A 13,137-nucleotide genomic window follows, 5' to 3' on the forward strand; every position below is an offset into this window, starting at 1 on the left:
ACATGACCACGACAAGACAAGCGGAGCCCGCTGGCGAGGTGGCTCCTCCGCACACGGTGGTGGCTGAGGGCGCCGATGACCTGCCCCGTGCCCATAATGAGCGCGTGCTTGACGGCCTGGTCGGCCGGACGGTGATGCTGGGGTGCGTGCTGTTTACGGCGATGCACCTCTATGCGCTGAACATTGCGCCGATCGAAACCTGGACCTTTCGCATTCTTCACGTGGCAGGCGGTCTGCTGGTGGGGTTCGCGATCACCGCGGCAATGTCGGTAGACCCTGATGCGGTGACAAGCGGAGCGCGCCGGCCGTCTGGTGCCGAGCGGGCGATGGCCACGCTGACCCTGGCAGCGAGCCTATATGCGGCGGGTTGTGCCCTGGTGCTGTGGGGACTCAGCGATGCCCGTGGCGCCGCCTTTCATCCTGCTTTACCGATGCATCTGGCCGTCTCGCTGACGCTTGCCAGTACGCTCGGCGTGCTCGCAAGCTGGGCCTTCTGCCGCGCGCCGAGCAGTCGAGGGGACCGGATTCACTGGCCGGATCTGGCGTTGATGGTGTCGGCACTGGTGGTGGCCGCTTACCTGATCTTTGTCCTGGGCCGTTGGCGCATGGCGGCGGGCACACCGCTGGTCGGCACCGCTGAGTGGCTGGTCGCGGCCAGCGGTATCCTGCTGATCATGGAGCTTACGCGGCGTATCGCGGGACTGGCGCTGATCGTCATCACCAGCGTCTTTCTGGTCTATGCCTTCGCCGGCCCCTACCTGCCCGGCATCCTGGCCCACGACGGCTACACCGCCAAGCGCTTCTTCACTTATCTGTACACCGACAGTGGGGTGCTTGGGCCGACCACGGCGGTATCGTCGACCTACATCATTCTGTTCATCACCTTTGCCGCCTTCTTGCAGGCGTCCAAGGTGGGCGACTACTTCGTCAACTTTGCCTTTGCCATGGCCGGGCGCTCCAGGGGTGGGCCCGCCAAGGTAGCCGTCTTTGCCTCGGGACTGATGGGCATGATCAACGGCACCTCTGCCGGTAATGTGGTGGCGACCGGGTCGCTGACCATTCCGCTGATGAAGCGGGTTGGCTATCACCCGCTGAGTGCCGGAGGAATCGAGGCGGCGGCCTCCACCGGTGGCCAGATCGTGCCGCCGATCATGGGGGCCGGGGCCTTTATCATGGCGGAGATTACCGGTATCCCGTATACCGAGATTGCCTTTGCCGCGCTGATTCCGGCGGCGTTGTACTTCCTCGCCATCTACCTGATGGTGGATCTGGAAGCGCGCCGGGATGGCATGCAGGGCCTGCTCAGGGAGCAGCTGCCCCAGGTGGGGGAGATGGTCAAGCGGGTCTACCTGTTCCTGCCGATCATCATCCTGATCGCCACGCTGTTCATGGGGTATTCGGTCATCCGAGCAGGCACGCTGGCCATGGTCAGCGCCGCCGTGGTGTCCTGGCTGACGCCGCACTGGATGGGGCCGAAGGCCTTGCTCAGGGCGCTGGAGCTGGGCGCGCGGATGTCGGTGCCGTTGATCGCGGTGTGTGCCTGCGCCGGGATTATCGTCGGCGTCATCTCGCTGACCGGGGTGGGCGCGCGCTTTGCGTCCATGCTGCTGGGAATTGCCGATACCAGCCATTTCCTGGCGCTGTTCTTCGCCATGTGCATCTCGATCCTGCTGGGCATGGGCATGCCCACCACGGCAGCGTACGCGGTGGCCGCCTCGGTGGTGGCACCAGGGCTTCAGCAGATTGGCATCTCGCCGCTGGTGTCCCATTTCTTCGTGTTCTACTACGCGGTGTTGTCGGCGATCACGCCGCCAGTCGCGCTGGCCGGTTATGCCGCAGCGGCGATTTCCAACACCAATGCGCTGAAGACCGCGGCCACCTCATTCAAGTTCGGCCTGGCCGCCTTTATCGTGCCTTTCATGTTCTTCTACAGCCCTGCGCTGCTGATGCAGGGAGCCTGGTGGGAGATCGTCCGGGTGGCGGTCACCGCCAGTATCGGTATCTATCTGCTGGCGGCGGCGCTTCAGGGCTACTTCCTGGCCGCACCTGTGGGCCTGGCGGCAAGACTGGTGCTGGGTGTCGCTGCCCTGGCGATGATTGCCGGCGGACTGGTGACCGACCTGGTGGGGCTGGGGCTTGGTGCGACGATCTGGGGCGTCCAACGCTGGCGCCACAAGAGCGCCGGCACGCTGCCCTCCTGAGTCGCTACGCTGCCCTGTCAAGAACGGCAAGGCAGCGAAGACAGGGCGCAGCGATACCTGGCGTCTTGAAGCAGAGCGCAAGCCCGGGTGGCAAAGCGCGGGGAGGCGGCCTACGGGCCGCCTCTTTTTTATGCTACTACCTTGCACAGACGTGGAGGCTTCCTGTTCAAGGGATGCTGCCTGCGGTTTTTTTTCTCGGCCGCCCAAGGATCAGGGCATCAGCGACGTCTTTACATGAAGACGCCCCCCTGTGGGGTGATGTGATTTTCCGAGAGTCCGACCGCGAGGAGCGGCCACTTGTCGATTCAACAGCCCGAAGCCCGGGTACCAACGGATATAGAACTGGTGAAGGGCGCTGCCGGAGGCGAGCGTGAGGCCTTCGCGCGCCTGCTGTCTCGCCACTACGATCGGCTGTTTGCGCTGGCCTGGCGGCTGACCGGAAGCCGCGCCGAGGCCGAGGATCTGACCCAGGACATCTGTCTGGCACTACCCGATAAATTGCCGAGTTTTGACGGGCGTGCTGCCTTTTCCACCTGGCTGTATCGGGTCGCGGTCAACGCCGCCCATGATCGCCGCCGGCAGCAGGCTACTCGGCGCAAGGCTGCCGAGGGCTGGGAGGCTTGGGAGCAAGACCGACATCGGCGCAATCGACAGCGCGACGATGAGCAGCGCTGGCTCGCCAGGGCAATGGCGACGCTGTCGATGGAGCTGCGTGACACCGTGGCGCTGTCGCTGGGTGAAGGCATGACCCAGGCCCAGGTGGCCGAGGTGCTGGAGGTATCTGAGGGTACCGTGGCCTGGCGCATGAGTGAGGTGAAACGACAACTGAGCGCGCTGGCCCGGGGGGAGGAGGAAAGATGAGTGATGAGCTGAAGCGCCTCGAACGGGCTCTTTCATCTGCACCCGCGCCAGAGGCGGAGGTGAAGTCCGGGCATCTCAAGGCGGCGCTTGACCGGTTCGATCAATGTCAGGCCACCGACCAAGAGTCCAGGGCCGAGCCACGTCTCTTGGGGGAAGGTCGCGACGATACCAGGTCGCGGCCACGTTTCCCCCGGAGGGGTACCCCCATGAATCGATCAAGCACACATCGACCCTTGCACCGTCGACCATCGGTGGCTGCAGCCGCCTCGCTGGCGGCGCTGTCACTGGGGCTTTACCTGCTGTGGCCCCAGGGCCAGGACGTCGACGTCGTGACGGGGTCCGAGCCGAGCCAGGATGCCGAGATGGTCGTCGCGCCACCTCGAACGGCCAGCAAGTCCGAGTCCGCCCTTGAATCGACCGAGCGTGGGCGTCTGGCTTCTTCACCATCGGCGTCACTCTCTCCTGCGACATCGACATCGACATCGACATCGACATCGACGGCGATGCGCGGCCTGATGCCGAGTCAGGAGGTCGCTCGGATAGCGCCCTTGCCGAGCCCGGGGCCTTCGGCCCAGGTGTCTACCGCCACCACGGAAGCCTATCCCGAGTTCGATGCCTCAAGCCTTAGGGTGACCGCCGAGGCGCCGGTGTCGACCTTTTCGGTGGACGTGGACACGGCCAGCTACGCGGTGGTGCGCTCGTCGCTGATGCAGGGACAGTTGCCGCCGCCCCAGGCGGTGCGCATCGAGGAGATGATCAATTACTTCAGCTACGACTACCCGCAGCCTGACGTAGAGGCCTTTCTCCCGATCGTTGACGTCTTTGCCTCGCCATGGAACTCCGGGCGCCAACTGGTACGAGTAGCGCTTCAGGGCAGGGCGGCCACGCCAGGCCCCCGCCCGCCGGTCAATCTGGTGTTGCTGATCGATACGTCTGGCTCGATGCACTCGCCGGATAAGCTGCCCTTGCTCAAACGATCCATGGCGCTGTTGCTGGGTGAACTGGAAGACGACGATGAGATCGCCATCGTCACCTACGCTGGCAGCGCCGGTATAGCACTGAAGCCGACCAGGGTCGCCCAGCGTGATGACATCATCAGCGCACTGGAGCGCCTGACGTCGGGCGGTGGCACCGCCGGTGAGGCGGGTTTGCGTCAGGCCTACCGAGTGGCGAGGCGGATGAGCGGCGAAGGCGAGACGACCCGAGTGGTGCTGGCCACCGATGGCGATTTCAACCTGGGCATCAGCGATCCCGAAGCGCTGGAGCGCTTTATCGCCGACCAGCGCGACGATGGCGCCTACCTGTCGGTGTTGGGCTTCGGGCGCGGCAATCTTGACGATGCCGTGATGCAGTCCCTTGCCCAGCATGGCAACGGTCAGGCGGCCTACATCGACAGCATGGCCGAGGCGCAGAAGGTGCTGGTGGATCAACTGTCGGCATCGCTTGAGCCCATCGCCAATGACGTCAAGGTGCGTGTCGAGTTCAATCCGGCGCGAGTGCAGGAGTACCGCTTGATCGGCTATGAAACCCGGGCGCTGAGGCCTGAGGACTTCCGCAATGACCGGGTAGATGCCGGTGATATAGGCGCAGGGCACCAGGTCACCGCACTTTACGAGATCACCCCGGTGGGGTCCTACGCCGCCATGAGCGAACCGCGGCGTTACGCCAAGGAGGATCACAGCCCGGCGGGCCGCTACAGCGATGAGCTCGGCCATTTGGCGCTTCGCTACAAGGTGCCGGGGGACGATCGCAGCCGTCTGATCGAGATGCCGATCAAGGCGCCGACGGGAGCAGCCTGGCAGCTGCCCGATAGCGAAGCGTCCTTCGCCGCCGCCATCGCAGGCGTTGGTCAGTTGCTCGGTGATGACCGCTATCTCGGTGACTGGGGCTGGGACGATGCCATCGCCCTGGCGGAGGGCAACAGGGGCGAAGATCGCGTTGGCTATCGTGCCGAGGCTGTACGCCTGATGCGACTGGCCCGAGACCTGTCGGAGCGCTGAGGTTTTACGCTACGCTTGGATGTATCACAACTTTCTTGTTCAGGAGGGGGCATGGCCAAGGCGTTGGGGCGACGGCGTGTAAATGCGGCCATGGCGTCCATCATCAGCGCTCTTCTCGATGAGGCGCGCCAGGCCTATCCGCGTATTCGCCAATCCCATGAGCCGGAAGGGCTTCACGATTTCCGGGTGGCCCTTCGTCGCCTACGCTCCTTGCTCAAGGATTTCCGCTCACAGCCCGGCGTGGCTGTCGATAAAGAGCTCTATCGTCAGCTGACAGCGCTGTCACGTGCGACCAACGACGCGCGTGACAGGGAGGTCATGCTGGCTTGGCTGGACGAACAGGTGGCGACCAGTGGAGCCGCTGAGCGGGGCGCACTCGGTTGGTGGCGTGAGCGCCTGGCGCCTCAGGTCGACAGGGAATACGCCAGGCTGGATGCGCCGATCGCGAGCTTCCCTATGCTCGATGCCAAGCTACGCGAGGCGGCCAACCGAGCGCGGGGTAAACGGGCGGCACTGGGCAGCAGCGCCAAGCGGAAGTCGACGCGCAAGCAGGATGTGCGTGAAGCCCCCCGTTTTGGGGTTGCCAGTGCCGAGGTCCTGGAGCGGCTGCGAGACCAGTGGCTGGCGGAGCTTGCCCAGGTGCGCGTTGGCGCTGAAGAGGAAGCGCTGCATCGTCCGCGTATCACCGGCAAGCGATTGCGCTATCTGCTGAAACCCTGGCGAGAACAGGGCAGTGCCTTTGTTGAGCTGGAAGACGAGATGAAGCGCTTTCAGGATGCCTTCGGAGATCTCCATGATGACCTGGTGCGAGCCGATGCCCTGACGGCCGCAGCACTGCAGCACGCCGAAGATGAAATGCTGGAGCGACTGGCAAGCGCTGCGACGGATGCGCCAGTGCGGGCTAGCGCTCCCCGCCATTTGCGCGGATTCATGCTGCTGCAGGGACGCCAGCGAGAGCAGACAGAGGCGCATTTGACCCGTGTCATGACCCTGTGTCGCAGGCCTCAGCTTGGACGCCTGGCGGCCAGGTTCGAAGAAGCCGCTCAGCAGATGAGGGCATCGTCTTGACGTCGGCAGTGACTCACTTCAAGCGCTGGGACACTTCCTTCCACAGGCCGGCATAGGCGTGTGCAGCCGGGCTTGCTGGGGCAAAGTGACGGACCGGGGCACGCTCAAGCCCCATGCGCTCGACCGCACTTGCCGCCGGAATCACCGTCGACAGTCGCAGTGGCCAGCGCTTGTCGAAGCTATCGATGACCTCCCGATGCAGACTTCTGCGTCGATCTGCCAGAGTCAGGAAGGGCCATAGCGGGCAGGTAAGATGACGATCGTCGAGGAAGGTCTCGAGCTGCTCAAGGGTGCGCAGCGACAGGGTCGACGGCACGACCGGCACCAGCAAGGCATCGACACTGGTGAACATGTTTTCCGACATGTGCGAAAGGGTAGGCGGGCAGTCGAGGATGACCAGGTCGTATTCGTCTCTTACCCGCGCCAGTATCTGGCGTAGGTGGCTGGTCCCCTGATGCTCCAGCAGGTGGTCCATTTCCCTCGAGTCCAGCGATGCCGGGAGCACATCGAGACCGTCCACATTGGTCGCGCGAATGACCTTGTTGAAAGCGGCCTTGCCTTTGACTAGCTTCTCGACGCCACCGCGAATCTTTGGCTTCACCTTGAGATAGAAGGTGGTGGCCGCCTGAGGATCCAGGTCCCACAGCAGCACGCGCAGGCCTGATCCAGCGGCTTCACTGGCGAGATTGACGGCGGACGCGGTCTTGCCGACGCCGCCTTTGATGCTGTAGAGCGACAGCATTCGCATCGCCGATTATCCCTGATAATTGATGACGTTATCGAAGGACTCTAACACAGCTTTAGCAGCTTCGCTGTGTCATGGAACGGAGGTTGAGTCTTCCGTCAGCAACGCGCAGATTGCACGGCCGAGTCGTTGTAGGATAAGCCCCTGTCGCGGCAGAGCCCATGCCGGGCTGGCCAAAGGCTGGCGCTCGATAGAGGTAGACGTTGGGACCAGGTTGAAGGCGGAGCAGAGGAAGCGGGGCAGAGGAAGCGAGGCAGAGGGAGGCAGAAAGAGTCGGTCAGGAACAGCGTGGCAAGAGAATGCCAGGCAAGGACCACCAGGCTAGCGCTGGATCAGGCGCCTGACCCGCTGCACGGCCAGCGCGGTCACGACCAGCTTGCGTCCCCAGCGTGTCAGTCGACCTGGGTGGCGCAGAACCGGAATGAGCGCGGCACCGGCTCCAAGCAACACCGGGGTGCGGTAGCGGCTCACGGCCTGCCAGCCAGCGTCAATGCGTCGGCCGGCCTGCTGGTAGCGGTGGGCGGCCAGCAGAATGTCCAGCCGCTGCTGTTCGATAGTGGCTTCGAGCGCTGCCTTGCGCTGCGTTCGAGTGGCAGAAGGTTGATCACGATTCATGCCGAGGGTCCTCGCATATCCCGATGCGCGCCAGGATCGTCGTTGAGCGATGACTCTGCCAGTTCGCGATCCAGCGCCAGGTGTTTCAGCGTGCTGACCAGCAGGGTGCGCTGGCGTGCCATGCGCATGGCCACCAGCGCCATGCCCACTCCCGACAGCAGCAGGACGGCCGCACTGACGGCGATGGCGGTCAGCCGATACGAATCCCAGAAGACAATGATCACGAACGCCGTCAGGGTCGCGATGCCCAGCATCAGCAGTACCATGCTGAGGCCCAGCAGCAGTGCCATGGTGACCAGTCTGGCGCGTTCTTCTTCCAGCTCAAGCACGGCGAGACGCAGACGCGTCTCGCCGGTGGCGATCAGGCTGGAAAGGACACGCTTCCCTGCGCCGAACAGTCGCTGTGCCGGTCCTTGGCTGTCAGACATCAGCGACGCCCGAGCAGCATGCCGATCACGACGCCAGCGGCGGCGCCGATACCGATGCTCTTCCACGGGTTGTCGTGGACATAGCGGTCGCAGGCATCCACTTGCTCGGTCACGCTGTCACGGGTCTGGCGATAGACTCGCTCACCGGTGGCCTCGAGACGAGCGCGGGTATCCTTGAGGCGCGCTTCGGCCTTGCTGCGCCATTCCTTCACCGCTTCACTGGAGTCATCGGCGGTGGCGCTGAGCAGATCCTCCAGTGTGGTGGACAGCTGCTTCAGGTCTGCGCGCAGCTGCTCCGTGGAGGCGCTTGAAGAAGCGGCTTCGGCGGCATCGGCTTTGGCGTTGGTCTTGCTGGTGGTGCTGGAGCTTCGTGTAGCCATCATGTCTTCCTTTGACGTGGGTGGACAGACGCTGAAGAGGCATCAGCCATCTTCTTTATGCTCGCATTAGAGTAGCAGGTGCCGCAATGGCCTTGGCGCCTGGCAAGGCGGCTCGCCAGGGCGCCGGACCTGCGACTCACGCTAGCACCTTATCAGGGACTGAAGCTTCCCGCCGAAAACAGCGGGTTCAAGCTGAAGCCAATCCCCAAGCGGTTGGTACGCTCATCATAGTCGATCAGGCTTTCGCCGTAGCCGTAGTAGTACTGCAGGTGGCCACGCACCTTGCCGAACAGCGGCCAGGAGTAATCCAGCTGGCTGCCGTAGTTACCTTCGTCAGGGTTGCCCCTCATCATCAGGCTAGCTTCATGGGTTCCGAACATTTGCCGCGCCACGGTGATATCGGCGTAGCCCATGTAGTCCTCGATGTCCGGGTTGTCATCGTCGTTATCGTCTTCCGGCACGCGCCAGTAGGGTGCGACGGCCACTGCCCACTCGTCGTTGACCCAGGCGGTGGTGCCGATGACGCGGTTCCAGCTGCGCGACAGCGGATCCGAGCGGCCGTTGGACTGGTGGTTGAGGGAAATACGGTTGCTGACGTTGGTCCAGCCCCAGAGCTTGTAGTCGTTCTGGAATTCGAGGAAGAACTCCGGCTCGTAGTTGGTCTCACGGAAGGGCGATGACTCATCACCGTTGTAGGCCTGCCACCAGCTCTTCTGGGTGTAGGCGAAATACAGATCGCCATTGTCGAACACGAGATCTTCCGCCAGGTTGAACTTGGCACTGAACTGGAACTTCAGTTCGGTGTTGTCCATGTTCGGGTCGTCGTCGTCCGCGCGGAATGCATCCTCGTTGGGGCTGCTGTTGTAGGTCACCGGCAAGATGTAGTTGCGGCGGTGGGTGGTGATCGCGAAGGGGTTGCTCGCGGACTCACGTTCCAGCAGGCGACGCTGTTCAACCGTCTCTTCAATAGGTTTGCCGGACGCCTGGGCGACGATTTCTTCAGACGCTGGCAAGCCAGTGGTATCCGGAGCCTCACCGGCCGTGCCCGTCAGGGCCTGGGCGGTCTCCTGCTGGGCTTCATCGTCGTTGAGCTCGCTTTCCAGCCTGGCAAGTTCGGCCTTGAGCGCTTCAACGCGGGCTTCCTTGGCCGAGCGTTCTGCCTCAGTCAGGCTTGCCGCCTGGGCCGACTGCCCAGCGATGGCAAGCACCAGCAGGGTGGGTAGCAAGGATAAATGGAGGGCGGGGCGGCTCATAGGATGATCCAATGGACAGGTTGAGGCGTTGTTCTACCATGGCGGCAGCACGAGTCAACTTCATGAAAGAATCTTGCACTGGATTGCCATACTGACACACTGGGTTGAAAATCGCGCCTTTCACCCCGTTGCGACAGGAAATTTCCTTAAGATGCCAAGCCCTCGTTCCGCGCTGTTTGTGCTGCTGTCCTGCTTGCTCTGCCTGGCGCTTGCGGCCTCTCCGGTGGCCGCTCAGGAGGCTCCCGACAGGGGGCTGCCCGATAAGCAGGAGCTGCAGTCCCGCCTGGACGAGCGTATCGCCAATGCCAGTGATCCCCCCAGTGCTGCGGCGCAACAGGATATCGATGCGTTGACCTCGGCGATTGACTCCCTGGAGAAGCTTGAGGACGTCAAGCGAGACATGGCGAGTCTCGAGCGACGCCTGGAGGAGGCCCCCGAACGTCTGGCGGCGCTGGAGCAGGCGTTGCGCCAGCGAGAGGAAGATGAGTCCCATGACCTGTCGGAGCTGGAAGGGCTACAGATACCTGCCGTGGAGCAGCGTCTGAGTGACGCTGCTCGTGTGCTTCAGTCGACCCAGGACACGCTCACCAGTGTGCAGAGTCAGCTGTTGGGCGCACAGACGCTTCCGGAGCGCGCGCAACAGGCCATCACGGAGGCCAATCAGGCCATGGACGATGCGCGTCTGTCGCTGGAGGAGCTGAACCGTCGTGATCTACCGGACGACGCTCCACAGCGCCTGGCGGCGAGAGCCCAGCAGGCACTGGCCGACGCACAGCTGGATTTTCATCAGCGTCAGTTGACGACCAATACGCGGATGCGCGAAGTGCTGCAGCAGCGCCTGGAGCTGCTCGAACTGGAAGCCGCCAGCGAGGAAGCCTGGGTGTCCGCGCTACAGGGACGACTTGATCAGCTGCGTCGTGAGCAGACCGAGCGGGCGATTGCCGATGCGGTGCGTGACGAGCCTGAGGCAGTGTCGCAGCATCCGGTCATTCAGGCGGCCCAGGTCACCAATCGGGAGCTGTCGAGGGACTTGCTCAATGCGACGTCCCGGGCCAATGATCTGGTGCGGGATGGGCTCGAAGTCAGGCGCCAGCTTGAAAGGGTGCGTCGCCTGCAGCAGGGGCTCAGTCAGAACATCGAAGCCGTGCGCGGCAGTATTCTGCTGTCTCGCATTCTCCGCGAGCAGCGTCAGTCACTGCCCGAAGTGCAGCCGCGACCCGGGCTGCGTGATGAGATTGCCGATGTGCGCCTGGCCCAGTTCGAGCTGGATAGCGAGCGAGAGGCACTGCGATCCCCCGAGAGCATGGCACGCAAGGCGCTTGACGAGGCCGCGGTAGACAACCCGGAGCCCCTGGTCCAGCCCCTTGTGCAGCTGCTTGACTCCCGTCGGGAGCTGATCAACCAGCTGGAACCCACCTACGGTCAAATCCTGAGTGCGGCCATCGACCTGCAGCTCAACCAGCAACAGCTGCTGGATATCAGTGCTGAGCTGCGCTCGAGTATCGACGAACAGCTGTTCTGGGTCGCCAACGCCCGCCCCATCGACCTGGGGTGGATGATGAAGATTCCCCAGAACCTGCTGATGGAGTGGCGCGAGGGAGAATGGCGGCAGGTGCTGCCGACACACTGGCAGTGGCCCGGACCTGGGGGATGGATAGCGGCGCCGGTGCTGCTGGTCGTGGCCCTGCTGTTGTTACTGCGCCGGGCCATTCTGCGCAGGCTAGGCGAAATTCATGAACAGATCGGCCGCCTGCGCTTCGATAGCCAGCTGCACACGCCGAGGGCGATTGCCCTCAACGCCTTGATTGCCGCGCCGGGGCCACTGTGCCTGGTGGCCTTTGGGCTGCTGCTGACGCTGGGCGGGTCTGAGGTGGCGGTGGATATCGGTCACTCTGTACTGCAGCTGTCGCTGGCCTGGGGCGTGGTGGCCTGGTCGCGCCGGCTGCTGGTGAACGACGGGGTCGCGACCCGGCATTTCCATTGGCCGGTCAAGTACGCCGCCAAGCTGCGCTGGTGGATGCTGTGGCTGGGGGTGAGCTTGGCCCCGGTGCTGCTGATTGCTCCCCACGCCCGGGATGCCGCGCTGACCTTCAATCAGCGTCCGCTGGGGCTCGGGTTGCTGCTGGTGGGGCTGCTCGGCATGAGCGTGGCCCTGTCCAAGCTGATCCTGGCGCATACGCCATTCTTCGGGGTCAAGCTGTTCCGGTTGGTGCTCGGGCTTGCCCTGGCGCTGGTGCCGATTGCGCTGGCTGGGGCGGTGCTCTACGGCTACGTCTACTCTTCGCTCAGCTTGATCAGCCGTTTCGTGATCTCCCTGTATTTGCTCGGTGTATGGATACTGGTCGAGGCGACCGTGGTCCGCGGCTTGGCCGTGGCGGCCAGGCGGCTGGCGTACCGCCGCGCCTTGGCGCGGCGGCGGGCCTTGAGCCAGGATGACAGCGGCCTGGATATCGTCGAGGAGCCACCGCTCGACATGGAACAGGTCAACCAGCAATCGCTGCGGCTGTCCAAGCTGCTGTTGACCATCGGCTTCGCCGCCATGCTGTATGTGGTGTGGGCTGACTTTCTGGCGGTCATCGGGTATCTCGACAATGTCACCCTGGTCGAGGGTGCCATGGGCGAAGGCGGCGAGGCGCTGGAGGACAACCTCAGCGTGGGCGACGTGCTGGTCGCGCTGTTTATCGCCGGTATTACCATGATGCTGGCACGCAACCTGCCGGGTCTGCTCGAGGTGATGGTGCTGTCGCGGCTGGAACTGAAGCAGGGCAGTGCCTATGCCATCAGTTCGCTGCTGTCCTACGTGATCGTCGGTACCGGCTCGGTGATGACGCTGGGTGCCCTCGGCGTGTCCTGGTCCAAGCTGCAGTGGCTGGTGGCTGCGCTTGGTGTGGGTCTTGGTTTCGGCCTGCAGGAGATCTTTGCCAACTTTATCTCCGGCCTGATCATCCTGTTTGAACGCCCGGTGCGTATCGGCGACACCATTACGTTGGGGAACCTGACGGGTACCGTCAGTCGTATTCGCATCCGTGCGACCACGGTGACGGACTTTGATCGCAAGGAAATCATCATCCCCAACAAGACCTTTGTTACCGATCAGCTGATCAACTGGTCGTTGTCAGATAGCGTGACGCGGGTCACCCTGAAATACGGGGTCAGTCATGACGCGGATCGCAGTCTGGTGCATCGTCTGCTGGAACAGGCGGCCCAGGAGAACGAGCGGGTGCTGACCGATCCGCCTCCAGAGATCTACTTTATGGCGTACACCGCCAGCACCATGGAATACGAGCTGCGTATCTACGTGAATGCGCTGGGGGACCGTCTGCTCGCTACGGATGAGCTGAACGGTCGCATCGGGGACCTGTTTGCCGAAAACGGTATTCGTATCGCCTTCGATCAACTCGATGTGCATATACGGCGGTCGGGCCAGCGAGACGTGTGGAAAGGTATTCAGCGCCAGTATGCCGACCCTAGCGATGGTCACCCCCCTCCCGGCGCCAAGGGGGACCCAGGGGATGTCGGTATCGGCGGTGGAGAGGGTGGCGCAGATGGCGGTGGCGATGCCGGGGGGCGCTGATCGCGAGCGCGC

Annotated in this window: 10 protein-coding genes; 5 read left to right on the forward strand and 5 right to left on the reverse strand. The window is 63.5% G+C overall.

What is annotated here, in order from left to right:
* Positions 1-2: 2 nt before the first annotated feature.
* The 4 genes from KUV41_RS14485 to KUV41_RS14500 all read left to right on the forward strand — a co-directional run bounded on the left by KUV41_RS14485 (position 3) and on the right by KUV41_RS14500 (position 6,130).
* On the forward strand, positions 3-2,201 hold the full coding sequence (locus KUV41_RS14485; RefSeq protein WP_222486614.1) for a TRAP transporter permease: 2,199 nt from the start codon (positions 3-5) through the stop codon (positions 2,199-2,201).
* A gap of 297 nt (positions 2,202-2,498) precedes the next feature.
* The gene (locus KUV41_RS14490) at positions 2,499-3,062 is read left to right on the forward strand and encodes an RNA polymerase sigma factor (RefSeq protein ID WP_222238093.1); all 564 of its coding nucleotides are present in this window, start codon (positions 2,499-2,501) and stop codon (positions 3,060-3,062) included.
* Between the two features lie 206 nt (positions 3,063-3,268).
* Complete coding sequence (locus KUV41_RS14495; RefSeq protein WP_222486615.1) at positions 3,269-5,062, forward strand: vWA domain-containing protein; 1,794 nt, start codon at positions 3,269-3,271, stop codon at positions 5,060-5,062.
* A gap of 51 nt (positions 5,063-5,113) precedes the next feature.
* Positions 5,114-6,130, forward strand: a complete 1,017-nt coding sequence (locus KUV41_RS14500; RefSeq protein WP_222486616.1) for a CHAD domain-containing protein — start codon at positions 5,114-5,116, stop codon at positions 6,128-6,130.
* 13 nt (positions 6,131-6,143) lie between these two features.
* On the opposite strand, the gene KUV41_RS14505 is transcribed toward KUV41_RS14500, so the two are convergent.
* The 5 genes from KUV41_RS14505 to KUV41_RS14525 all read right to left on the reverse strand — a co-directional run bounded on the left by KUV41_RS14505 (position 6,144) and on the right by KUV41_RS14525 (position 9,551).
* Positions 6,144-6,878, reverse strand: coding sequence for a ParA family protein (locus tag KUV41_RS14505; protein WP_222162945.1), 735 nt, complete (start codon positions 6,876-6,878; stop codon positions 6,144-6,146).
* A gap of 318 nt (positions 6,879-7,196) precedes the next feature.
* Complete coding sequence (locus KUV41_RS14510) at positions 7,197-7,490, reverse strand: YqjK-like family protein (protein ID WP_222486617.1); 294 nt, start codon at positions 7,488-7,490, stop codon at positions 7,197-7,199.
* On the reverse strand, positions 7,487-7,918 hold the full coding sequence (locus KUV41_RS14515; protein ID WP_206936932.1) for a phage holin family protein: 432 nt from the start codon (positions 7,916-7,918) through the stop codon (positions 7,487-7,489). Before KUV41_RS14515 ends, KUV41_RS14510 begins: the two co-directional genes overlap by 4 nt.
* On the reverse strand, positions 7,918-8,298 hold the full coding sequence (locus KUV41_RS14520) for a YqjD family protein (protein WP_206936934.1): 381 nt from the start codon (positions 8,296-8,298) through the stop codon (positions 7,918-7,920). Before KUV41_RS14520 ends, KUV41_RS14515 begins: the two co-directional genes overlap by 1 nt.
* A 152-nt stretch (positions 8,299-8,450) precedes the next feature.
* Positions 8,451-9,551 (reverse strand): phospholipase A, encoded by a 1,101-nt coding sequence (locus tag KUV41_RS14525; RefSeq protein ID WP_206936936.1) that lies wholly within the window; start codon positions 9,549-9,551, stop codon positions 8,451-8,453.
* Between the two features lie 151 nt (positions 9,552-9,702).
* Between KUV41_RS14525 and mscK the strand changes: the two genes are divergently transcribed.
* Complete coding sequence (gene mscK, locus KUV41_RS14530) at positions 9,703-13,125, forward strand: mechanosensitive channel MscK (protein ID WP_222486618.1); 3,423 nt, start codon at positions 9,703-9,705, stop codon at positions 13,123-13,125.
* Positions 13,126-13,137: the final 12 nt, after the last annotated feature.

The sequence above is a fragment of the Halomonas sp. DP8Y7-1 genome, from assembly GCF_019801685.1.
Classification (GTDB): Bacteria; Pseudomonadota; Gammaproteobacteria; order Pseudomonadales; family Halomonadaceae; genus Halomonas; species Halomonas litopenaei_A.

Bases quoted from the DNA above. Each gene is read 5' to 3' on its own strand.
- KUV41_RS14525 (WP_206936936.1), bottom strand. From the start codon at position 9,551: ATGAGCCGCCCCGCCCTCCATTTATCCTTGCTACCCACCCTGCTGGTG.
- KUV41_RS14505 (WP_222162945.1), bottom strand. From the start codon at position 6,878: ATGCGAATGCTGTCGCTCTACAGCATCAAAGGCGGCGTCGGCAAGACC.
- KUV41_RS14520 (WP_206936934.1), bottom strand. From the start codon at position 8,298: ATGGCTACACGAAGCTCCAGCACCACCAGCAAGACCAACGCCAAAGCC.
- KUV41_RS14500 (WP_222486616.1), top strand. From the start codon at position 5,114: ATGGCCAAGGCGTTGGGGCGACGGCGTGTAAATGCGGCCATGGCGTCC.
- KUV41_RS14515 (WP_206936932.1), bottom strand. From the start codon at position 7,918: ATGTCTGACAGCCAAGGACCGGCACAGCGACTGTTCGGCGCAGGGAAG.
- mscK (WP_222486618.1), top strand. From the start codon at position 9,703: ATGCCAAGCCCTCGTTCCGCGCTGTTTGTGCTGCTGTCCTGCTTGCTC.
- KUV41_RS14485 (WP_222486614.1), top strand. From the start codon at position 3: ATGACCACGACAAGACAAGCGGAGCCCGCTGGCGAGGTGGCTCCTCCG.
- KUV41_RS14495 (WP_222486615.1), top strand. From the start codon at position 3,269: ATGAATCGATCAAGCACACATCGACCCTTGCACCGTCGACCATCGGTG.
- KUV41_RS14510 (WP_222486617.1), bottom strand. From the start codon at position 7,490: ATGAATCGTGATCAACCTTCTGCCACTCGAACGCAGCGCAAGGCAGCG.